The organism is Methanomassiliicoccales archaeon (genome assembly GCA_029907465.1).
Taxonomy (GTDB): domain Archaea; phylum Thermoplasmatota; class Thermoplasmata; order Methanomassiliicoccales; family JACIVX01; genus JACIVX01.
Map to the genome: position 1 here is coordinate 16,824 of JARYLV010000008.1, position 20,268 is coordinate 37,091.

The window sequence follows — 20,268 nt, forward strand, 5'->3', positions numbered from 1 at the left end:
CGAACAGAATGCAGAGTTGATTAGCTTGAAATGATCATTTCGCACCAACGGCATCTCCACTTTCATTTATTTTGATATCCGCGATACTTTCCTTTACACTTGTGTTTCCAACGAAGACCACGCGGAACCTTTTCTTAAATCTCCTGAATGCGAAAAGGACGGGAGATCCGAGAACGAGGGCAAAAATCACATTGCCAATCGAATGCAAGATGCCAAATGGTAACCCCATAGAAAATACTAGAAGGAATTTCGTTGTATCGAGCCCATAAAGCCATATCCAGCTACTAAAATCTAGAAGTGTATTGTAAAAAATCCCAAAAACAGCACCGAGGGCTGCGAGACCCCAAACCCCAAGATTTGGAAAACGTTTTCCGATCAGACCAGCGATCAATCCCACTGCCCCCCATCCGACCATTTGCCAAACGGTCCAGGGCCCCTGCCCAAGGAACATATTTGAAACAATGGCGGTCATGCTGCCGACCATGATCCCCGCGAGAGGGCCGAAAACAATGCCAGTTGCAGCAATCAAAAAAGTGCATGGTTGAATATTTGGCAACGCTGCGAAGGGAATTCTCGATGCCGCAGTGATTGCTGATAGGATGCCTATTAACGCAATCTCTTTCGAGGAGACTGACGATTCTTCGAATTTGATGAAAATGAGAAGTATCATGAAAAAAATAAATGACGTGGTTAGCAGGGTCGAATATAGTCGTAGACCTATGGGATCGTAAATTGTCAACAGAATTAACGAGGCAAGACTCACTATTGCCCCCGCACATACAATTAATTTTACAACACCTCTCATGATGCAATTATCCCTCCATTATTCCCCGTGACCGCTGGATAGATATGATCAATTGGAATCTCGTATAAACGTCCGTCATGCAGTTTCAGAACTCTGCTTGCGTACTCAGCAATAAACCTAAGATCGTGTGTGACGATGATCGTTGTGACCCCCTCTCTCTGCAGCGATTTCAGAATCTGGCCGAGCTTTGCCTTATTCCATTGATCCAATCCCCGTGTAGGCTCATCAAGTGCTAATATCCTCGGTTTTGCGACGAGTATTGAAGCCAATGCTGCCCTCTCTCTTTCACCGCAGCTCAGATCCCGAGGAAAAGTCTTGCGATATTTTGATAGATCAAGGATGGAGAGAGTCCACGAAATCCTTTCTTCCCATTCGGTTTTTGCTATTCGGAGATTTGTAAGTGTAAATTCGAGCTCCTTTTGCAAATTCTTCTCGAATAAATAGTCATTAGGATTTTGGCTGAGATATCCGATCAAAGAAGCCAATTCCGCAGTCGACCGCCCTGAAACATTCTTTCCGAAGAGGTAAACAGACCCCTTCTCCGGCTTTAGCAGACCATTGAGGTTTTTCAAAAGTGTTGATTTTCCGCTCCCGTTCGCTCCTGTGATAGCTAGTATCTCGCCCTTCCTAGCAGAAAGATTCAAGCCTCTTAGTACATGAGAATTGCCATAGGAAAACCAAATATCATTCGCCTCGAGGATCACTTCTTGATGTGGGTTAAGTTGATCCACCGTTCTTGAAAACGGATAAATTATTTTTTCGCGTTTCAGGTACGGTATGGCCTCCTCTCGTTTGCCATCGAATTCAACCTTTCCGTTTTTCATGAATATCACTCGATCGGCATATTGGAGACATCTCTCCAGCCTATGTTCAACGAGGATGATTGTAATACCCATCGAAACGTTGAGATTCTTTATTGATTCCAAGAAGGCCTGAGCATTTTCTCCATCTAGTTGAGATGTGGGCTCGTCGAGAATAAGATACTTCGGTTGCATCGCGAGAATAGATGCCAGTGCAACTTTTTGCTTTTCACCACCGGACAGTTCAGGAATAAAGCGGTTCCCGAAATTCCTTAAGCCAAAATAAGAAATATATTGTTCGATCCTTTCCCTTATTTTCTCAACCGGCAAGCCTATATTCTCCAATCCAAAAGCAAGTTCATTCTCAACATTTGTCATGACGAGCTGATTTTCTGGATCCTGGAATATCATTCCGATCGTGCCAGCAAGTTTTGATGGTGAAGTCTTTTTCGTATCAATTCCATCGATCGTAACGCTGCCAGAAAAAGTTCCTCCGTAAAAATGCGGTACTAGACCGTTGAGTGTCCTGCATAGCGTTGATTTTCCGCATCCTGACTTTCCCACGATGAGTATGAATTCGCCCTCACGAATTTCAATTGATATGTTTCTAATAGCTGGTTCAGATGAATCTGGGTATGAGAAAGTAACGTTCTCGATCTGTATCATTTCCGACCTCCGAGCATGATTGGTGAAATACTTCCGATTAGGAGGGCAAGGGCAACAATATCGTTGAAAGAATATCTGAGTGTGGCACCACTGAGATAATCTGCATTCCCATAGCCGAGAACAAATAGAGAAATTCCTAAAACCACTGAAAGACCAAACGATGACGCCATTAATATTTCACGTCTTGTCATTCTCCGCTCGCCAAAATTCGTCCTCTTTGTTGCTCCAAATCCTCTAGTTTCCATCGCCTCGGCAACCGAGATTGATCTTTCCAGTGAATTGAGCAACAATGGCATTATGACTGCAGCGCGTGATTTGATTTTATCGGCAAATTTTCCTTTCTCAAATTCCATGCCCCGTGCCTTCATCGAGTCTATTATATTGCCAACATCGGCTGCGATGGTTGGATACATTCGTAAGGAGAGGGAAAGACTTGATGTGATCTTGTAACCTAATTTTGACATCGCCCGGAGGGCTTCATCAGGATGAATCGCATAGGTGAGAATTGAGAATGCAGAAACTGCAAGAAAGAGTCTCAGGCACATGCTGATCGCAAAAAATATTGATTCAGTTGTTATAACAACCGGTCCAAAATTCAGGATTTTGTTGGAACCGCTTGAGATCAGTATATTGAATAGAAAAACAAAAAGAGCGATATAAACAGCGTATTTAAGAATGCTGAGTGTCGATTTGAATATCTTCGCTATATAAGTAACGAGAATGACAAAAACGAAGAGAAGAGCAAGATAGAGGATATCTGAAATAAGTATGGAAAAAATGAATATCACTAGGACGAACAATAATTTCAGCCTTGCATCCAGGGAGTGAATTCTCGACTCTACAGATTTGTAGGGAAAGATCATGATATCTACCATGAAGGCTCGGCAAATCTCCACTCTACAATATCTCCATTGTTGAGACGCCACTGGTCACAGGCTTTCGTAGCATATTCACCATTTACCCAATACTGCCAGCCACGACCAGGTCTTTCATTCTTCACACCAGCAATCGCTTCAATAAAATTACCCATTCCCAAATAATAGCGGATATCGAGTGTAAATTCACCTATTTGCGCGGCTTTTTGTGTCAGTTCGAGCACATTTGAAACATTTGAAATATTTTTGAAGACCCAGACAGTACGGCCATTGTTTTCTTTTGAGTCGACGATCATCCATTGTCCATTAGCCTTGTCCCATATTGTCAAATTTCCCGGCTGGATCGTACCTTCAGGTCCATTGAAATCGATAACTAATGTCGCTGTAATCTTTTCTGTACTCCCCCCGTCACTAAGGCACCCAGAAAATAGAAGGATCGCCGCTATGGCGGCGATTACAACGCCTTTTAAGATGAACCGGTTTTCCATGTGGACTCCTAGCCTTATTTCCTCCTTTTGATTACTACCAAGGTGACAATTGCAGCTATTGCAACTAACAGAGCAGCAACAGGCAAGATAAGGCCCTGATCGCCACTCCTTTCTGTTGGAACTGAAAGTGCATAGACATGGCCATTGTCAGAAGCGACAAATACCATATTGTCCGTAATCGTTGGTGAGCACATTGAATACTGAGAGGGTCGAAGGGTTTCATGCCACATGACATTTCCTTCTTCGTTGAGGGCGTAAACTTCACTTGTGTTATATGAAACGACATAAATTGTGTTGCGACCAATCGATGGTGAGCCCTTCAGCGAAGCACCGAGATCCCTTTTCCATATGACCTCTCCATTCCTTGATATCATCGTGACGCCGTCACTTGATGTGACTACGATGCCACTCGAAGTGAGCGCAGGCGAGCTCGAAGTAGCGTTAATGTCAATATTCCACCGCAATGTCCCATTGTAAAAGACTGCCGCAACTCCTCCATCTATAGGCACGTAGTTTTCGTAGATAGCATAGGTAACGATGATCATTTCATCCGTTAGCAATGGTGCAGACCTTATTCTCCCCCCTATTGTGATATTCCACAGTTCGCCAGATCCATCCGATGAGATTGCGTGCAACCTTCCGTCCTCCGATCCAATGTAGATTGTGCCGTTCTGGGCGGACGGTGATGAAAAATAGATAGAGGACGCGATTTTATTGTCCCAGAGGAGGGAGCCGTTTTCGGCAAAGGCATATATCTTGCCATCACCGCCGCCCACTATGATTTGATTGCGATAGAAGATTGGTGACGAAGTGATACCAGCAATGGGATTCGCGATTTGGGCACTCCACTCAAGTGATCCATTATGGCGATTCAAGGCGTATATCTTGCCATCTGTTGAGGGGACTACAATCAAACTGCCAGCAACCACTGGTGTAGCAATTTGATATCCTGCCGCATCGATATCAGCTTGCCAGAGAATATTTCCGGAAAAATCAATACAAGTGACTTTCGGTGCGGACGTGTATTCAAAACTTGTCCAGTCATAAATGCCTGCGGTCACGACAAAGATCCGATCATCGCAAGTGACGATTGAACTCGAAATTCCCCCATTCGACAGATTCAAATCCCATACAATCCTGCTCTTTTCGAGGGAAATTCCATCTGAATATCCCGTATTCATCAAATCATGCCTGAAACTCGTCCAGGGGTAACGATTATTAGGCGTCGCAATAGGCGACACACAAGAGTAATCAGGTCGATCCATTACGTAGCTCCATGCAACAGCTTCAACATCAGAGGCATGCAGATCAGCTGCTCCCATCGTTGATAACTGCCAACTATTCAAGGTTGAATTCCAGATCCACAAATGCCACCATTCGTAGGGCCAGTTCCCAAGTATCCCATCAAAACCATTAACAAAAACCCCGTAAGGAGATTCCATGTAGTCGACCTCAATGTGCAGCCTGTCAGCAGCTTCCTGCGTTAGATTGAAAACATTCATCCCCTCAGAAACAGGCACGTCTGCCCAAAGAACACGTCCGTTTCCGAAATCAATCAAAACAGGACATCGGTGCATCTCATCTGCGGCTTGCGCAGCAAAAATGCCTGCTCCAGATAATACAAGCATTGCGACGATAGCCAGTTCCCATTTCATTTAGCCACCTTCTCATCCTGGATGATTAATATTGGATGTATCATCCCACTATTTAGGACAATTCTATTCTTATATTTAGTCGTTTCTAGCAGAAATCAATAATATTCTAAGGAGAAAAAGTAAAAAATCAAATCATAAAAGGTCAAATGCGGCTGTTAATGCCCCTATTTCCGCGAGTTGTTTATCTGATGATCTTCCCACGATGATCACATCTCCTTCATTAAGCTGGAAAGTACCTCGCAGCAATTTTGCGATATCTGGTCTTTTCGAATCGAGATCGTAGTCGTTTGGGATTATGAGGCGTCCCTCTCTGATAACGATCGTTGTGGCACCATCCGCCCCTGCTTTCACAGCTGAATCACGCTGTTCAATACCAGACCTCACCTCGTGACTCTTTCCAGCGACTTTCACTGCCACGCCATATTGCCCCATTGTAATCTCGGTTGGTTCCAGATGTCTGATTTCAATTGGTATCTTCTGTAAAAACTGGAGCCCCTTTGAGGTGATCTTGACGCCGGAATGTTTAACATCTACAAACTTCTTGGCTCTGAGATATTCAATGATCGTTCGCATACTCCCTTCACCTATGGCAACCAATTGCGCCAGTTGTCTCCTGCCTAGTCGTTCCCCATCGGATAGCACTTGCAGTGTCTTGTACACGTGGTAATCTGAGAAACGATGAATCGGACCGTATTTTGGAGTGGGAATGATTTTCATACACTAGAATACAGAGATCTGACCATTTACTATTTTTTCTGTTATTTTGTCGATGTTCGCGAGCCAATAGGAAGTGATGCTCTCCGCCTCTTTTTTCAATTTTTCGAAATTCGCATTGTTGTCGAGGATAAGCTGCACACTTGCAGTATGGGGGTCATAAATCGGTCGTCCAATCTGGGAAAGAAGGCGCACTCGGGCTTCGAGAATATCTCCACTCCCTATCTGAGCAATTTCCTCTGCGATCTGCTTTGCAAGAATATTATATAACTTTCCTACGTGCGTCACGGGATTTTTACCTGCAGATGCTTCCATACTCATTGGCCGATATGGCGTTATAAGTCCGTTGACCCTATTACCGCGTCCGACCGAACCATCATCACCATTCTCCATTGAAAGACCAGTAACTGTGAGATAATATATACCCTCCTTGTAATTGTCTGCTGCGTTAATTGTGACATCGACCTCACAATTTGTGAATTTGACGGCGTGATCCGCAACCATCTGGGTCAATTCCTCAACGACACTTTGATAATGATCTGGATCATCAACATACCTGTCGACCATTGCGCAGGCAATTGTAAGTGAAATCCTATTGTTTATTCGTGACGCCATTACCTTTACGTCCTCACCAGTTTCCCTCAATTTTTTCTTAACAGGCCCATTGATAAATTTCTCTATTTCAAGAACAACGCGCTCTGTATCGCTCAACGGTGCATAACCAACACCAAAAGACGTATCATTTGCTAGGAGTTTTCTTGTTTCGTAAACGCTCGTGAGGTCGATGCTCCCTTTTCCAATTCTGCAATCGAGCATGACGTCAGTTGTTACATCCAAATTCGGGAAGTGCTGTTTCAAATAATCTGAAGCAGCCTTAATTGCAGTATGCCTGATAGGCAATCGTTCACCATTAACCTCCGTTGTCGCTCTCCCGACGAGCAGGATATATACTGGCTCGAGAATTACCCCTCCTCCAAATTTCGGCGCTGATTGCCCACCCACTATTTGCGTCTCATCAGTATTGTGGTGAAGAATTCTTCCGTAGCGTTCTATATACATTTTGCACAATGCTCTGCTTACCGATTCAGCTAAACCATCTGCCACACTATCTGGGTGGCCGATTCCTTTTCTTTCGACGAGCTCAACTCTCTGTCTTGATACCGGCGTGTAGTCAATTTGTTCAACGACAATGTTTGGTACCATTAACCATCACCTTTTTTATTAGCCCTTGAATACGCGATTTGCGATCATCAGTTCGTGCCAATCGCGAAGTTAACGCCGCAACAGGATTTCGCATTTAAATACATGTTTGATGCAATTATTCAAATAGGAATAATCTCCTTTTTTTTCTTATTATGAAATTTCCTGATTCCTCCGAAATCAAACAGCTGCGAAAATCGCTAGATCTAACGCAATCCGAACTCGCGAACCTTTCAAATGTCAGCCAATCGACGATAGCCAAGATTGAAAGGGGAAGAATATCTGGCAGTTACGAAATAATGGTCAGAATATTCAGTGCTCTTTATGAGGAAATGAATAAACGTAGACAAGGCAAGGTCGCCAAGGATGTTGCGTCTAAGAATGTTGTGGGAATAAATATTGGAGAGAAAGTCAAGAAAGCGTCGGAAATGATGAGAGAAAAAGGATTTTCACAGCTTCCTGTCTTTGATGGAGATAGACCTATCGGAAGCATAAGCGAATTTGGAATTCTCCGCTTTCTAAAAGAAGGTGTGAGCATGAAAGATCTCGCGGAAAGATCTGTTGAGTCTGTCATGGATGAAAGCTTTCCTATCGTCAGTGAAGAAACCCCCCTTGAAATTGTGACCTCACTCTTGTCATTTTCAAAGGCGGTGTTGGTCGCGAGGAGGGGGAAAGTCACTGGTATTATCACAAGCTCTGATGTATTGAAGCTTATCTAGACTAAAGAGCTAGCTTGGTTGAAAGTCACGTGCAACTGCATACATAGCAATGATATTCTCAGGCGGGGTATCAGGCTGAATATTATGAGCCGGGGCAAATATCCAACCTCCACCTGGTGAAAGAATTCTCATTGTTTTACGAACACTTTCTTTAATATCATTTACAGAACCAAATGGCAATAGCCTTTGGACATCAATTCCTCCATGGAAGCAGATTCGGGATCCAAATTCTCTCTTTAGCAATTCGGGTGCCATGTTTTTTGCAAGGGGCTGTATTGGGTTCAGAATGTCGATTCCTATTTCAATGAAATCATTCACATAGGAATAAACAGAGCCACATGTGTGATAGAAAAACTTCGCCTTTGTTATCTCTTTTATTTCTCTGACGTAGCGAGCCGTATAAGGTTTGATGAATTTGCGATAGTCTTCCAACGAGACAAAACCACCAGTTTGCATCCCCATATCATCATAGTACACCGCCACATCTATGTAGTCTCCCACTTCGTTGTAAAATGATTTACACACATCAATAGCCACATCGGTGATCTTGGTCGCAAAGGCATCATAGAACTCGGGGTTAGTTCTCATGTCAAGCAACCACTTATCAAATCCACGCAGTCCCGCATACATATGGAAAATCCGACCAGCATATCCCGGGTGCGCAAATATCGCATAATCTGTCTTGGTGTACAGTTCCTTCGCTTCCTTTCTTTTCCCCTTTGTAAAAACTGGGTCATCTGGGTCTGGCCAAAACGGATAATTTTCAATATCTTTAATGGACTTAGCGTCTCTCAACGGCGCCAGTTCATCTGGGATACTCTTATATAGCCCAGATGGTTTTAGAATTAGTCCCCATGAATCCCTATAAAGACCGTTAGCAAGCTCTTCTAACGGTTTTCCCCCGATGCTGATATGACGGATATCAATATCAAATCGCTTCAAAATCCTCTCATCAATGTTTTGTACACAGCTTAATCGCGTATTGATTTGCGGTTCGATCGGATCGGTGATTCCCATCGCGCGACAAAGCGCTTCGTATCCAAATGGACGACCCATCACAATTCCAGATACGACGCCCCCAAAATCCAATGGTACTCGATCGGGTTCCTTCAAATTGATAGATGCCAAAACCCTTTCTCTTGGTGTCATCTGAGTCATCTACATCAACCTGCTTTAACTACTGCGAATGTCGTTTGATTACATCTATTTTCTGAAGGACTATTGTAGTTGACCCACTCCAATTATAAGAAATTCCACATTATCCGGCGATGGACAATGCGATCATGTTTATCACAAAGCCGGCGATGTTCTCGTGCATTGTTGCCTTCTTCAATTATTCCTTCCTGCGCTTCACAGTGACTTCCAAAAGATCTTCTGTAATAAAACTATTTGAAAAAATCGCACGGGCTTCTTTCTCAAGGATCGAAGCGTCTTCATATCTATTACTGATATGATTTAGGTAAAGAACGCCAGCATGCGCCTTCAACGCGATCAGTGCAGCCCCTTCTGCAGTTGAATGACCGTATTCATCAGCTTGTTCACGAAGCGACGAGTCGAGGGTAGCTTCATGTATGATCAAGTCTGCGTTTTCAGCAGCCTCAGCGAATCTGTCACAAGGTCTCGTATCACCTGATATGGCGATTTTGATGCCTGGTCGTGGTGGACCGGTCACCATTTCAGGAGTTATCAACTTCCCATTAAGCTCAATACTGCGACCTTCCTGTAGCACCCGGAAAAAAGGTCCCTCCCTCAGACCTAACGCCTTGGCTTTTTCTGGGAGAAAACGTCCAGGTCTATCCGTTTCCTTTAGAATATAACCATAGGCGGGTACAAGATGATCGACTTCGATCGCATGTATGTCGTATCCGTTAAAGTGCAAAGATTCACGAGGCTTCAATTCCACCGATGATATTTCAAATCCTGGCGAGAAGTACCCTAAATTTGCAACCTTGCGAACGATTTCGTCGATACCTGGTGGACCAAAAATCTCAAGTTTCTTTTTGCGACCAACAAAGTTCATTGATTGAATAAGGCCAGGTAGGCCAAGGAAGTGATCGCCGTGAAAATGAGTGATAAAAATCTTCTGAATCTTCATAAATGAGGCGTTTGATAACATGAATTGTCTCTGCGTCCCCTCTCCACAATCGAACAGGATGATTTCGGATCCGATCTGGAATGCAGTTGCCGGGAGGTTTCTCTTCGGTGTAGGCAATCCTCCGCCAGTACCGAGGAATATGATTCGCACATTTGCCCTATTGGTCAGGACGGGATTAATCCTTTGCGGGGACTTTCATCCGATTGCTTGTTGCAAATACTATAAGTCCACTGATAGCGAGCATTGTCGCGATATACATTGAGCCGTGGTATCCGAATTTGAATGAAACGACACCTCCAAGTGCTGCTCCAATGATTGCTGAGATCGAGAGGAATGACTGGAGCATACCTGCACTTGTTCCCTTTTCCTCATTCCTCTCCATAACATATTTTAGCGATCCAACATACAGACATGACCAAGCAGATGCAAGCAAGATTTGCGCCGGGACTATTTGCCAATAGACTGTTGCAAGTGTGTATGATGGGAAGGTAGCCGCTGAGAGGGCGAAACCAGCAATGACTAATCTGTTCGAACTGTAACGATCCAAAAATTGCATGAAAATGAATTGACCAATCGAGTTCACTGCATAAATCGCCCCGATGAAGATCGGATCTGCCCCTAAATCCTCGAGAAAAATTGGGTAGGTCACCCAAATCATATTCGCACCTACATGTCTGAGCATGACTGAGAGACATACAGGGAGATTCCTCTTGATCACTGTCACTGGAAAAAGCGGTATTTTGTGTAATGATTGCTTTCCAAACGGTAAATATAACGATAACGCAAATGACGCGGCCAAAAGTGCCGCACTTGCCAAGAAGATTTCATAATATACCCCGATGATTCCTGCGAGGAAAACTCCAAGTCCAAAACCTAGGCTGCCGTAAGCACTGAATTTTCCAATTTTTTTCCCTGATTCATAAACATAGGCAATAAGTGCCGAAGGAAACATGCCGGCACAAACGCCAAGAAAGATTCTAACTAAAATCAGAGATATTGTGTCTGTAGAAAATATTTGGATTGCACAAGCTATCGATGAAAGCAAAAGACCAGATATGAGAATGAAACGCCTGCCGTATACATCAGAGGCCCTCCCAAAGAAATATGAAGATAAAAAAACTGATGCGTTATATGACGCCACGATTATACCTATTTCAGCATTCGTTGATCCAAATTCATTCCGTGCCAGATTCGGAATGAATAGAGAGGCAGCGGAGAGCCCTGCGCTGGACAGCATCTGGATTGTTGAGGGCTTCATTATCGGTGTGAATTCCTTTTCGTAATTAACTCTTTCGCTGGTTATTATTATCCTCTAATTCTTAGCGACCAAGCATTTCGAGCTCTCGCTCACGTCTCGTCGCCTTCTTGAATTGTTTGTAATGGTCTTTGCAGAGGTGCACCCTTCTGCCCTCCATTTTGAGATTCAGTCCAGCTTTTTCTGCGAGCTTTGAGGACACGGAACGCTCTCCCGGTTTTGTACAACCAGCGACGCCACAAATTTCTTCTTTACTAAGTTCTTTTTCTCCTACTGTCATTAATGAGGCATCTGCTGAGCTGTAAAAAGACTTTTTGAAGGAAAGTGGCAAATATTATTACGAGGGTTGTTGATACAAAACTGGATGATAAAGATTGCTCCTTCAATTCTATCAGCGAATTTTTCAAGATTGGGAGAAGAGTTGAAAAGAGCAGAAGATGCCGGTGCTGATTGGATCCACATAGATGTTATGGATGGTCATTTTGTCCCAAATATCACAATAGGTCCTGTCGTCATCAAGTCTATTCGTCCTTCGTGCTCCCTTCCATTCGACGTCCACCTTATGGTTGCCTCCCCAGAAAGATTCATTGATGAATTCGCAAGAGCCGGGGCCGATCTCATTACTATTCACATCGAATCAACCGAATCAATTGAGAAAACTCTGAGGCAAATCAAGTCACTGGGCAAAAAAGCTGGATTATCATTAAATCCTGCAACACCTTTTGAAACAGCAAAAAAGTACATGGAACTTGTCGATTTAGTTCTTGTCATGACGGTTCAACCCGGCTTCGCTGGCCAGAAATTCATGCCCGAAGTCATCCCAAAGCTGAAAGAGATCCGCCAGTTTATCGATCACTCGGGTCTTGATATCGAGGTAGAAGTAGATGGGGGGATTAACAGGCAAACGTGCAACGTTGCAGTCAATGCCGGTGCAACTGTCCTTGCGGCAGGGAGTGCGCTTTTCAGTGCTAAAGACATGAAAGAAGAGATAAGGATCTGGAAAGAACTCGTGACACGTTAAGCGTTCATGTTTTGATTTCTTTACTTGGCAAACACCGACGTAATTTTCAGAAAGATAGATAAAGAACCCTTTCTATCCCCTGACGGATGTCTGAATCGAATGGATTTACGAGTAGGGGTTTTCTTATATTGCTCACTGTAGTTTTTCCATTGCTCTTTCTCGCTGCAGCCATCTATTTGGGCTCAAACATCTGCGTGACAATCGCGATCATAGCATGGATCGGGATTGGTCTCACGATCCTCTACCTACCTCATTTAAAGGAATAACCATCGTTGACAATTCGTACTTATTGTCCTTTTTCTGTGATTTCCTCAACATAAAAAAATTTCCAGATGGTTTTCGAAAATCCACATTATAGGTATGGAAAAGATATCCCTATAAAAGGAAGTATTTTCTGATCGGTAATCTACCAAAAAACTTGTTTGGACATAAAGGGTATTTTGCGCGGAAAAACATCGAAATTGATTCTTCTTGAATGAAATCTAGATGCTGAAATGCAAAACAGGGCGTTTATTCTATTTGCAACAAAACAAAATTCCAAAGATATATGTTCGAATGAAGTCATATTGAGAAACGGTATTGGTCAAGGTAGATAGTATGGGTGTCAATCTTTCAGAGATTGTTCCAGTCGATGTATTGGCTCTCGATGCCTTATCAGGTAAACGAATTGCGATCGATGCTTATAACGCGATCTACCAGTTTCTTTCGGTCATACGGCAGCCCGACGGCACACCACTCATGGACTCAAAAGGAAGAATCACTTCACATCTAGCTGGATTGCTCTATCGAAATGCGAACCTTTTGGAAGCGGGTATTCTTCCAGTCTATGTATTTGATGGTATTCCACCTGAAATGAAAAGCCAGACAATTCTGGAAAGAAGCGAGAGGAGAAATAGGGCGAAGAAGGAATGGGAGGATGCATTACGAAGTGGCGATTATGCCAAGGCTTTCTCAAAAGCCACTCAATCGACGAGGATAACAAATGAAATCGTTGCATCGTCTAGGATTCTACTTACATATCTCGGGATTCCGATCGTGCAAGCGCCCGAAGAGGGAGAAGCCCAGGCGGCGTATATGGCATCAAAAGGAGATGTATGGGCCGCGTCGTCCCAAGACTTCGACTCATTACTTTTTGGTGCACCGCGACTTGTGCGAAACTTAACATTGACGTCAAAAAGGAAATTGCCAGGTAGGGAAGATTTCAAGGAAGTCAATATCGAACTCATTGAATTGCAAAAAACGCTCGAGTACCTCGGCATTTCCAGAGATCAACTCATCGACTTGTGCATATTAATGGGGACAGACTATAATGAAGGCTTGTTTGGAATCGGTCCTAAGAAAGCGTTGAAATTGATCAAAGACTATGGAAATTTAGAAACTGCGTTGAAAGCCATTGGCGCAGAAATTCCCAAGTATGATGCCATTAGGAGAATATTCAAAGATTTTGAAAAAACTGATCAATATTCTATCGAGAACAAGGCGGCTGAAAAATCAAAGGTAATTGAATTCCTATGTGAAGAGCATGATTTTTCGAGAAATCGAGTCGAAAATGCTCTCTCAAAAATTGACGCAGCCTGGACAAAAATAAAAACTCAACAACGTCGGCAACAGAGTCTCGACTTATGGAGTTGAAGATAGAGCATTCATACGAGTCTATGTAGTATGGGGAATTCTTTTAAATGCCATTTTACCAGGTTACTTAATTTTAAAAAGGTCGAAGGATATTTGGTCAGTGAAGTGACACCGATGATTAAGCAAGTTCAACAAAATTACAATCCAGCAGAAATTGAACAGAAAGTAAAGGAATACTGGGAGATCACAAACGCGTATAAGAAAACAAAAGAGCTTCGATCAAGTGGTTCGGATTTCTATTTTGTTGACGGCCCTCCATACACGACTGGATCAATACATCTTGGGACAGCATGGAATAAAATCATTAAAGATACTGTGATCAGGTTCAAAAGGATGCAGAAATTCAACGTAAGGGATCAACCCGGCTACGATATGCACGGACTCCCGATTGAGGTAAAGGTCGAGCAGTCGATTGGAATAAAGAGTAAGAAGGAAATTGAAGAATACGGAATCGATAGGTTCGTCAGTACTTGCAAGGAATTTGCTCTCGATTTTCAGAAAAGGATGACTGAACAGTTTAAGGAGCTTGGCGTATGGTTAGATTGGGAAAACCCATATATGACGATCAAGCCAGAGTATATAGAGGCAGCTTGGTGGACTCTCAAGAGGGCATATGATCAGGGTCTTTTAACGATTGCACACAGAGTCTTATCGTGGTGTCCGCGGTGCGAAACAGCGCTCGCCGAAGCAGAAATTGAGTACTGGGATGAAAAAGACCCATCAATTTATGTCGAATTTCCTTTGAGGGACGAAGAGGATGTTGCATTGCTCGTTTGGACCACGACTCCATGGACTCTGCCTGCGAATATGGCCGTCGCAATACATCCCGATTTCACATATGCTAAGGTCAAGTACTTCGGACCTGGTGGTGAAAGTAAAACGATCATCGTTCTTGATAGTTTAGTCGAAGAAGTTGCCGCCCTTTCAGATTATGAAGAATTCGAAGTATTGGAGACCATTGAAGGGGACGATCTAATTGGATTAGAATACATACCTCCCTTTTACGAAGAGATGCCGTATCAAAAGAATGTAGCGGGTAAATGGGTTCATAGGGTAGTGCCGTCGAAAAATGTGGCCGCCGAAAATACAGGTCTCGTTCATATCGCTCCAGGACATGGTCCAGAGGATTTTGAGATCGGAATGGAATTCGGTCTGGAAGCATTCTGTCCAGTTGATGGCACTGGTAGGTTTACTAAGGAGGCAGGAGACTGGCTCGCAGGAATGAATGTAAGAAAGTCCAATGCGGTGATCATTGAACGTCTCAGGGAAAAGGGTTTACTATATTATGAAGGAACGATCGACCACCGGTACGGCCATTGCTGGAGATGTGACTCCCCCATCATATACAGAGTGACTGACCAATGGTTCCTCCGAGTGACTCAGATCAAGGAGATGATGCTTGAAGAGATTGAGAAGATAAGATGGACTCCTGATTGGGCCGGCTCATCGAGAGAGTATGATTGGACTCTGAATGCGAAAGACTGGTGCATCTCGAGGCAGAGATACTGGGGGATTCCCCTCCCTGTATGGAAATGTGGATGTGGGGAGATGAAGATCATCGGAACGATATCCGACCTCAGAGGTGCAAAGGGATACAGAGACGGCATGGAGCTTCACCGTCCGTGGATTGATACCGTAATCTTAACATGCGAGAAATGTGGCGGGGAGATGAGGCGTGTTCCTGATGTTCTTGATGTCTGGTTTGATTCAGGTGTATCAACATGGGCGCAGCTCGGTTTCCCCGGGAATCGGAAAGATTTCGATAGATGGTGGCCAGCGAAGTGGATTACCGAAGCGCATGATCAGACAAGGGGTTGGTTCTATTCGCAGCTCGCCGCTAGTTGCATCTGTTTTCAAAGGGCGCCATACGAGTCCGTCCTCATGCACGGCTGGGTCCTGGACCCCACAGGACAGCCGATGTCCAAGAGTAAGGGGAATGTCATAGAACCTTCAGCTGTCATTAAAGAATACGGCGCAGATGCCTTGAGATTTTATATGATGAGGACAAACGCACCTTGGGAAGATATTGCGTTTCAGTTTGAAGGAGTCAAGAACGCGAGAAGAACACTTAACATTCTTTGGAATGTCTGCAATTTCGCCACCTCATATATGGTAATTGATAACTTTGACCCCTCATCCGTGAGTAATGAAATGCTAAAAGACCATTTACGAACAGAAGACCTGTGGCTTATCTCAAAATGTGAGAAGCTGAAGAACGATGTCACCCGATATCTCAATTCATACGAATTGCATAAAGCATGCAGGGCACTCGAAGACTTCATTTTGGAGGATGTCAGCAGGTGGTACGTGCGACTAGTTAGAGACAGAATGTGGAAAGAGGAGGGCGATTTGGATAAACTCGCAGCGTACAGGACACTCTATGATGCGTTGATGACCACCGTTAAACTGATTGCGCCATTTTGCCCACATATCGCGGAGGAAATTTACCAACATCTTGACGGCTCACTTGAAACTGTGCACATGCTAGAATGGCCAGTTCCGGACATGACAAAGACAAATGATCGATTGGAAACGGCAATGAGAACCGTTCAGGAAATCGTTGAGATCGTAACAAGAGAAAGACAAAGCAAAGGCGTAAAGTTGCGATGGCCCCTAAGACGGTTGATTATCAAGCCAGCAAATAAGGAGATGATGGATTCAATCAAATCACTTGAGAGCGTGCTCCTTTCGCAAGCCAATGTTAAGGCAATAGAGTACGTCGATCCAGATCATGAATGGGAGGAGCTGATTTTGAATGTAGTTCCGAACCCTCATGCCATCGGAAAAGTCTATAGACAGTGGTCAAGTAAGATTGCCGTACTCTTAAAGAGCAGACCTGCAAAACAAGTGAAAGAGAGCATTGAGAAGGGGGAGTACTATCTAGGCATAGAAGGGCAACTTATAAAGATCGAGCCGAATATGGTCTCATTCACCGTATCACTTCCCCCTGATGTGGTAAGCGCAAAATTCTCTGAAGGTGAGCTATATATCGATTTCAAAATCACGCAGGACATAGAGGCAGAGGGATTCTCGCGTGAATTGATTAGAAGAATTCAGCAGATGAGAAAAGACGCGAAATTAGATATTGAAGAGTACATCAGAGCTCAAATAAGAGCACCGACGAAACTTATTGAGTTCTTCAAAGTCCATATGCAGTATATTATGGGCGAAACGAGAGCCAAGGAGCTCGAATTTGTCGATGAACCAAAAGGCGAACTCGTCAGAGAATGGGACATCGAAGGAGAGAGTGTTGTCATTGGCATCACTTCGATGCATATAAGAGACGCTATGAAGGAGTTCATGAAAATCCCTGGCCTTACAAAAGAAACAGCAATTGCGTTAGTGGAAAGTGGCTTTAGAAATCTGGAAGAACTGAAAAAAGCGAACGAAGAACGTCTCTCCAGCATTAAAGGGTTAAACAAGAACGATGTGAGGAAGATACTTCATTTCTTCACAAAAAAAGAAGTTGCTGAAGGTGAGCCTTGCCCTAGCTGCGGCGCACCGATCAAGCCGGGGGTAACGACTTGCCCTTCCTGCGGCAGATCGATCAGCACTGAGGAAGAAGTAATGCCAAAAGAGCGGTTAATCGCTTATTTGCTTAGGATCCCCAGGATGAATTCATTAAAGGCTGAGATGCTGTATGACGCTGGGTTTAACACCATTGAAAAGATCAAGAAAGCAACCAGAGAGGAGCTCAGATCGCTGAAGGGTATCGGTGCGAAAACAGCGGATATGATATATCAATATGCTCAGTCAGGCGGATTTGAAAAGAATATCACGTGTGGCAAATGTGGATCGGAGATTAGGCCTGATGCTCTCGCTTGTCCTTCATGTGGGACGAGCGTTCCTGTCGAAGGTGAAGAGATTGAAGAAATTGAAAAGCCTGAGGTTAGGGAAATCGAAGGCCTCGCATTGGAGAAGACTTTCACCTATCTTATCAAGGAGGAAAAGTCAGATAGATCCTACGAACTGTTCACGAAAGCACTCTCTAAGGGGTTCAAAGGATTCTGTGTGACAAGGAATTATCCATTAAAGATCAAGACGAAGTACGACTTGGGAGACACCCCAATCATCTGGCTTTCTAATGTAGGGAAGGACAATAGTCTAAGGCCAAAGGATCTTGAGAAACTAAGTGTCTCTCTGGAACAGTTCCTTTTGTCAACAAGTAATGGCATTATACTTCTCGACGGGTTGGAATACTTGATCACAAATAACAATTTCCTGACTGTGCTGCGATTTATTCAGTCTCTCAGAGACCAAGTTGCGATTAGAGAGGCGATACTTCTTCTTGCCCTCAATCCGTCAACGCTTGAACAACACGAATTGAATCTGCTAGAGAAGGAAGTTGATGTAACGATCTAAAACGCATGGCTATTACAATTTCTCGCACCTCCGCTGTTTGCAAGAAGCGACGATACGACTTTATCTAGCCCGGGGACTATTTCGTATGAAGCCAGTTCGTTTGGAAGAATCCAGCGATATTCAGTGTGTTCCCAATCAGTAGTTATTTTTGATTCGTCAACATCAAACAAATAGGGGTGGATCGTCCAAAGGACATCCCCTGATCTGATCATTAATGGCTCGCCAGTTTTTACAAGCTTAGCGCTATTGACACCTAGTTCTTCCAATATCTCCTTAAATGCAGTTTCCAAAGGCATTTCGCCCTTTTCGACAAAACCGCTGACACCTGCCCAGTATCCTTTAAAGGTTCCCACCTTCTCACTGCGCCTCAGTATCAAAATGCGATCCTTTCTTTTCAAAATACATGACACGACATGTTTTTCAGCGACCCTAGGGATTTCGACGGTGCCGTTATTCCCATCGACAAGCGCACGATCCCCATCTCTCAATAGGGACAAATCGATCTTGTCTACGAGCGGTAAGCCTGCCATAACAGCGCCGGTTGCCACGATTGGTTCGGCTTTTTCATTAATAATTGCAGCCGGAGAATTGCCCGCTCTCTTTAGCTCCAAAATCGTATAAGAACCAACAGTGCTACCCTTCCCCACAGGAAAAACTAGTACCCGACCAGCAATTTGTCTACCTTTCAGTTCTTTAGGAGTCAGCAAAGAACCTGATTTGGTGTCAACCCCTCCGAGAAAACTGAACGGACAGTGAATGAGGACAAGGTCGCCCTCCGCTTTGCCCTTAGAGATGCCCCTACCTTTTAAAATCAAGTTATCATCCCCAGGAGTTCGACACAGTCAGCACATTTGACCTTTTGCGCGCACAATGTTGGAAGATAATTGCAAGCCTTTGCCGAATTAGTCGCAGTGCATGAGTACATGTCTTCAATTGGAGCAACTACCATGCATGTATCACAAACGACCTTTCCAAATTTCTCGAGAATTTCAACTTCCTTTTTGCATCTTTCTTTAACATATCGCGATGTGCAAAACCAGACATCAATGTCCCTTGTCTTCCTCCTCGATTGCAAGAATTTCGCGAGAACTTTCATCTCCCCAATCGACAAATGCGGACAGCCCAACGCGATGAGCTCAGGCTCTTCCCCAGTATTAAGTGATTCACATGCATCATGAAGTTCTTTCTCACCGATCTCAATTTTTTCGAGCGTATCAACATCATAGCGATCTGCGCCGGGCGTGACTCCCTCAATATGAAAAATGGCAATAGAGCCAGATGCCGCCATAGCAGCCGCAAGAGTCTTGATTTCATCTTGAGAAGGTCGTATACCTCTGAAATATGGGACACCGTTCGATACAATTCTGCCAACGGCGTGGCCAAGCAAGGAGTGATTAAAAACCCCATCTCCAACATCTGCCTCGACAACTACCGTGGGCATTCGATTTTCATTGAGGTGAAGCCCATAATGCGGTGTCTTTCCGATAATCGCTGCTGCAAGGGCACCAGGTCCTCCTTCCCTGTTCGTTCTCGCTCCGATAACAGAATTAACATAAGAGAGTGCAGAGGATTCGGCCCACGCAACGATATCTCCCATCCGTGGCACATTTGTGGTCAAATAGGGCGTACAAGTACAGCTGATTTCGATTCCCATTCTTCGGTAGCATTCAACGATATCGATTTGTTTTCGCGCGAATATACTCGAAACCCCCATTTCCTTCCACCGTGTCAAATCCATACCAGCGGGATTGAGAGTCGTATGGACACTTACTCTCGCATTACTTGAGATGTCCAAAAGAAAATCAAGACCTCCCTCACCTATTGTCTTGTATGAGACGCCCGAAAGATGTGCTGAAGAGATAGGAACCAACCGATCCGCATCGTACACTGTGCCGATCGCCACGAGCAACTCCATAGCCTTTTGATAACCGTATCCTTTCTCTCCATCGAGAATGGCTTCTTCCTCTCTCGTAAGGTACAT

18 protein-coding genes are annotated in these 20,268 nt (G+C 44.1%); 5 read left to right on the plus strand and 13 right to left on the minus strand.

Features of this window, described 5'->3' with window-relative positions; all coding sequences use genetic code 11:
* Window positions 1-34: 34 nt before the first annotated feature.
* The 7 genes from QHH00_04545 to QHH00_04575 form a co-directional block, all read right to left on the minus strand.
* Window positions 35-805, minus strand: a complete 771-nt coding sequence (locus QHH00_04545) for an ECF transporter S component (protein ID MDH7508652.1) — start codon at window positions 803-805, stop codon at window positions 35-37.
* Window positions 802-2,271, minus strand: a complete 1,470-nt coding sequence (locus tag QHH00_04550; GenBank protein ID MDH7508653.1) for an energy-coupling factor transporter ATPase — start codon at window positions 2,269-2,271, stop codon at window positions 802-804. The genes QHH00_04545 and QHH00_04550 overlap by 4 nt, the downstream gene beginning before the upstream one ends.
* Entirely contained in the window at window positions 2,268-3,146 is an 879-nt protein-coding gene (locus QHH00_04555) for an energy-coupling factor transporter transmembrane component T (protein ID MDH7508654.1), read from the minus strand. Before QHH00_04555 ends, QHH00_04550 begins: the two co-directional genes overlap by 4 nt.
* Window positions 3,140-3,634, minus strand: coding sequence for a DUF4430 domain-containing protein (locus QHH00_04560; protein MDH7508655.1), 495 nt, complete (start codon window positions 3,632-3,634; stop codon window positions 3,140-3,142). The genes QHH00_04555 and QHH00_04560 overlap by 7 nt, the downstream gene beginning before the upstream one ends.
* A gap of 14 nt (window positions 3,635-3,648) precedes the next feature.
* Window positions 3,649-5,289 (minus strand): PQQ-binding-like beta-propeller repeat protein, encoded by a 1,641-nt coding sequence (locus QHH00_04565; GenBank protein MDH7508656.1) that lies wholly within the window; start codon window positions 5,287-5,289, stop codon window positions 3,649-3,651.
* A gap of 132 nt (window positions 5,290-5,421) precedes the next feature.
* A complete protein-coding gene (locus QHH00_04570; protein ID MDH7508657.1) occupies window positions 5,422-6,006 on the minus strand; it encodes a hypothetical protein in 585 nt (194 codons plus the stop codon).
* 3 nt (window positions 6,007-6,009) lie between these two features.
* Entirely contained in the window at window positions 6,010-7,206 is a 1,197-nt protein-coding gene (locus QHH00_04575) for a methionine adenosyltransferase (GenBank protein MDH7508658.1), read from the minus strand.
* Window positions 7,207-7,358: 152 nt separating this feature from the next.
* Between QHH00_04575 and QHH00_04580 the strand changes: the two genes are divergently transcribed.
* Window positions 7,359-7,922, plus strand: coding sequence for a CBS domain-containing protein (locus QHH00_04580; GenBank protein MDH7508659.1), 564 nt, complete (start codon window positions 7,359-7,361; stop codon window positions 7,920-7,922).
* 9 nt (window positions 7,923-7,931) lie between these two features.
* Here the strand turns inward: QHH00_04580 and QHH00_04585 are convergent, their stop codons facing one another.
* From QHH00_04585 to QHH00_04600, 4 genes are all read right to left on the minus strand, one after another.
* Window positions 7,932-9,071, minus strand: a complete 1,140-nt coding sequence (locus QHH00_04585) for a uroporphyrinogen decarboxylase family protein (GenBank protein MDH7508660.1) — start codon at window positions 9,069-9,071, stop codon at window positions 7,932-7,934.
* Window positions 9,072-9,255: 184 nt separating this feature from the next.
* Complete coding sequence (gene rnz / locus QHH00_04590; GenBank protein MDH7508661.1) at window positions 9,256-10,167, minus strand: ribonuclease Z; 912 nt, start codon at window positions 10,165-10,167, stop codon at window positions 9,256-9,258.
* Between the two features lie 25 nt (window positions 10,168-10,192).
* A complete protein-coding gene (locus tag QHH00_04595) occupies window positions 10,193-11,254 on the minus strand; it encodes an MFS transporter (protein ID MDH7508662.1) in 1,062 nt (353 codons plus the stop codon).
* Window positions 11,255-11,336: 82 nt separating this feature from the next.
* The gene (locus tag QHH00_04600; GenBank protein ID MDH7508663.1) at window positions 11,337-11,552 is read right to left on the minus strand and encodes a hypothetical protein; all 216 of its coding nucleotides are present in this window, start codon (window positions 11,550-11,552) and stop codon (window positions 11,337-11,339) included.
* Window positions 11,553-11,636: 84 nt separating this feature from the next.
* Here QHH00_04600 and rpe point away from each other — a divergent pair, with 84 nt between their 5' ends.
* From rpe to ileS, 4 genes are all read left to right on the plus strand, one after another.
* Window positions 11,637-12,293, plus strand: coding sequence for a ribulose-phosphate 3-epimerase (rpe, locus tag QHH00_04605; GenBank protein ID MDH7508664.1), 657 nt, complete (start codon window positions 11,637-11,639; stop codon window positions 12,291-12,293).
* Window positions 12,294-12,379: 86 nt separating this feature from the next.
* A complete protein-coding gene (locus tag QHH00_04610; protein MDH7508665.1) occupies window positions 12,380-12,559 on the plus strand; it encodes a hypothetical protein in 180 nt (59 codons plus the stop codon).
* Between the two features lie 313 nt (window positions 12,560-12,872).
* On the plus strand, window positions 12,873-13,925 hold the full coding sequence (gene fen, locus QHH00_04615; GenBank protein ID MDH7508666.1) for a flap endonuclease-1: 1,053 nt from the start codon (window positions 12,873-12,875) through the stop codon (window positions 13,923-13,925).
* A gap of 114 nt (window positions 13,926-14,039) precedes the next feature.
* Entirely contained in the window at window positions 14,040-18,287 is a 4,248-nt protein-coding gene (gene ileS, locus QHH00_04620; protein ID MDH7508667.1) for an isoleucine--tRNA ligase, read from the plus strand.
* Here ileS and QHH00_04625 read toward each other — a convergent pair.
* Both QHH00_04625 and QHH00_04630 read right to left on the minus strand, forming a co-directional pair.
* Window positions 18,284-19,102 carry a DUF126 domain-containing protein gene (locus tag QHH00_04625; GenBank protein ID MDH7508668.1) on the minus strand — a complete coding sequence of 273 codons (819 nt, stop codon included), beginning with the start codon at window positions 19,100-19,102 and terminating at the stop codon, window positions 18,284-18,286. The two genes, ileS and QHH00_04625, sit on opposite strands and share 4 nt — an antisense overlap.
* Window positions 19,099-20,268, minus strand: a complete 1,170-nt coding sequence (locus tag QHH00_04630; GenBank protein ID MDH7508669.1) for an aconitase X catalytic domain-containing protein — start codon at window positions 20,266-20,268, stop codon at window positions 19,099-19,101. The genes QHH00_04625 and QHH00_04630 overlap by 4 nt, the downstream gene beginning before the upstream one ends.

What these genes read in the sequence shown, in the direction of transcription:
- QHH00_04630 (MDH7508669.1), bottom strand. Translation starts at nt 20,268, where the DNA reads ATGTACCTTACGAGAGAGGAAGAAGCCATTCTCGATGGAGAGAAAGGA.
- rpe (MDH7508664.1), top strand. Translation starts at nt 11,637, where the DNA reads ATGATAAAGATTGCTCCTTCAATTCTATCAGCGAATTTTTCAAGATTG.
- QHH00_04595 (MDH7508662.1), bottom strand. Translation starts at nt 11,254, where the DNA reads ATGCTGTCCAGCGCAGGGCTCTCCGCTGCCTCTCTATTCATTCCGAAT.
- QHH00_04580 (MDH7508659.1), top strand. Translation starts at nt 7,359, where the DNA reads ATGAAATTTCCTGATTCCTCCGAAATCAAACAGCTGCGAAAATCGCTA.
- QHH00_04555 (MDH7508654.1), bottom strand. Translation starts at nt 3,146, where the DNA reads ATGGTAGATATCATGATCTTTCCCTACAAATCTGTAGAGTCGAGAATT.
- QHH00_04575 (MDH7508658.1), bottom strand. Translation starts at nt 7,206, where the DNA reads ATGGTACCAAACATTGTCGTTGAACAAATTGACTACACGCCGGTATCA.
- ileS (MDH7508667.1), top strand. Translation starts at nt 14,040, where the DNA reads ATGATTAAGCAAGTTCAACAAAATTACAATCCAGCAGAAATTGAACAG.
- QHH00_04545 (MDH7508652.1), bottom strand. Translation starts at nt 805, where the DNA reads ATGAGAGGTGTTGTAAAATTAATTGTATGTGCGGGGGCAATAGTGAGT.
- QHH00_04610 (MDH7508665.1), top strand. Translation starts at nt 12,380, where the DNA reads ATGTCTGAATCGAATGGATTTACGAGTAGGGGTTTTCTTATATTGCTC.
- QHH00_04600 (MDH7508663.1), bottom strand. Translation starts at nt 11,552, where the DNA reads ATGACAGTAGGAGAAAAAGAACTTAGTAAAGAAGAAATTTGTGGCGTC.
- QHH00_04585 (MDH7508660.1), bottom strand. Translation starts at nt 9,071, where the DNA reads ATGACACCAAGAGAAAGGGTTTTGGCATCTATCAATTTGAAGGAACCC.
- QHH00_04565 (MDH7508656.1), bottom strand. Translation starts at nt 5,289, where the DNA reads ATGAAATGGGAACTGGCTATCGTCGCAATGCTTGTATTATCTGGAGCA.
- QHH00_04570 (MDH7508657.1), bottom strand. Translation starts at nt 6,006, where the DNA reads ATGAAAATCATTCCCACTCCAAAATACGGTCCGATTCATCGTTTCTCA.
- QHH00_04560 (MDH7508655.1), bottom strand. Translation starts at nt 3,634, where the DNA reads ATGGAAAACCGGTTCATCTTAAAAGGCGTTGTAATCGCCGCCATAGCG.
- QHH00_04550 (MDH7508653.1), bottom strand. Translation starts at nt 2,271, where the DNA reads ATGATACAGATCGAGAACGTTACTTTCTCATACCCAGATTCATCTGAA.